The organism is Mesorhizobium sp. M4A.F.Ca.ET.050.02.1.1 (assembly GCF_003997725.1).
Classification (GTDB): domain Bacteria; phylum Pseudomonadota; class Alphaproteobacteria; order Rhizobiales; family Rhizobiaceae; genus Mesorhizobium.
Genome location: NZ_RZSG01001181.1, coordinates 1 through 1,274 on the forward strand (window position 1 = coordinate 1; position 1,274 = coordinate 1,274).

General features: G+C 67.4%; 1 protein-coding gene and 1 pseudogene. Both read left to right on the forward strand.

All coding sequences use genetic code 11. The annotated features are described in order from the left end of the window. Nucleotides 1-196: pseudogene (locus EOA33_RS36120) on the forward strand (DUF58 domain-containing protein); the annotation flags it as partial. Continuing rightward, nucleotides 193-1,212 (forward strand): stage II sporulation protein M, encoded by a 1,020-nt coding sequence (locus EOA33_RS36125; protein WP_127407751.1) that lies wholly within the window; start codon nt 193-195, stop codon nt 1,210-1,212. The pseudogene EOA33_RS36120 and the gene EOA33_RS36125, both read left to right, overlap by 4 nt. The last annotated feature ends 62 nt before the right edge of the window (nt 1,213-1,274 follow it).

A 1,274-nucleotide genomic window follows, 5' to 3' on the forward strand; every position in this document is an offset into this window, starting at 1 on the left:
TTCCCTAAGCAGGCCGCCGGCGACGCCGGAGGACGTGGCGCGCGCCGTCACCGCCGGCGGCCTGCTTAGGGAACGGCAGGTCGTGATCGGACGGCTGAGGCTGCTCGGCGCGCATGTCATCGAGGCCGATCACCAGCGGCTGGGCCCGGCGCTGGTCGAGCGCTATCTCGAGCTCAAGCAGGAGAATCTTTTGTGACGACGCCGGCCGGCACCGATGCGGTACGCCAGACGCTCGCCAGCTTCCGCCAGGAGCGCGAGGCCGACTGGCTGGCATTCGAGGCGCTCTTGGCGCGGGTCGAGAAGCGAGCGCCGCGCACGCTGTCGGAAGACGAATTGCTGTCGCTGCCGCTGCTCTACCGCTCGGCGCTGTCCTCGCTGTCGGTGGCCAGGGCGACGTCGCTCGACAATGCGCTCGTCTCTTATCTCGAAGCGCTCTGCCTGCGCGGCTATTTCTACCTTTACGGCGCCCGGCGTGGCTTGCGGCAGCGCATCGGCGATTTCTTCCTGCATGACTGGCCAAACGCTATCCGCGTCCTGTGGCGGGAAACCCTTGTTGCGGTCGGACTGACGGCGGTCGGCGCCGGCGCCGGCTACTGGCTGGTGGCGTCCAACAAGGGCTGGTACGACGCCATCATCGCGCCAAGCCTTGCCGGCGGGCGCAATCCGGACTCGTCGGCCGAGATGCTGCGCAGCGTGCTCTATGGCGGCGCCGACAGCCAGTTCCTGTCGAGCTTTGCCGCCTATCTCTTCACCCACAACACACAGGTGGCGATCCTGGCCTTTGCGCTCGGCTTTGCCTTTGCCGCGCCAAGCGTGCTGATCATCCTGATGAACGGCTGCATGCTCGGCGCGATATTCCAGATCTACGCCGCCAAGGGGCTGGGTTTCGGGCTCGGCGGCTGGCTCGCCATCCACGGCACCACCGAGCTGTTCGCCATCGCGCTGGCTGGGGCCGCCGGCATGCGCATCGGCACGCGCATCGCCTTTCCCGGCGAGCTGACCCGCATGGCGTCCGCCGCCGAGGCCGGACGGATCGCGGCGACCGTCATGGTCGGCGTCGTCGTGATGCTGCTGTTTGCCGGCCTGCTCGAAGGCATCGGCCGGCAGACGATCAACGGTGACGGCGCCCGCTACGCCATCGGCGGCGGCATGCTGGCCTTTTGGTGCGCCTATTTCTACCTGTTCCGAATGGTGCGGCATGGCGATCACTAGACGCGCCGCGTCCGGCGATGATCGACAACGGCAGGAAGATCTCGATCTCGCGCATCAGGTTG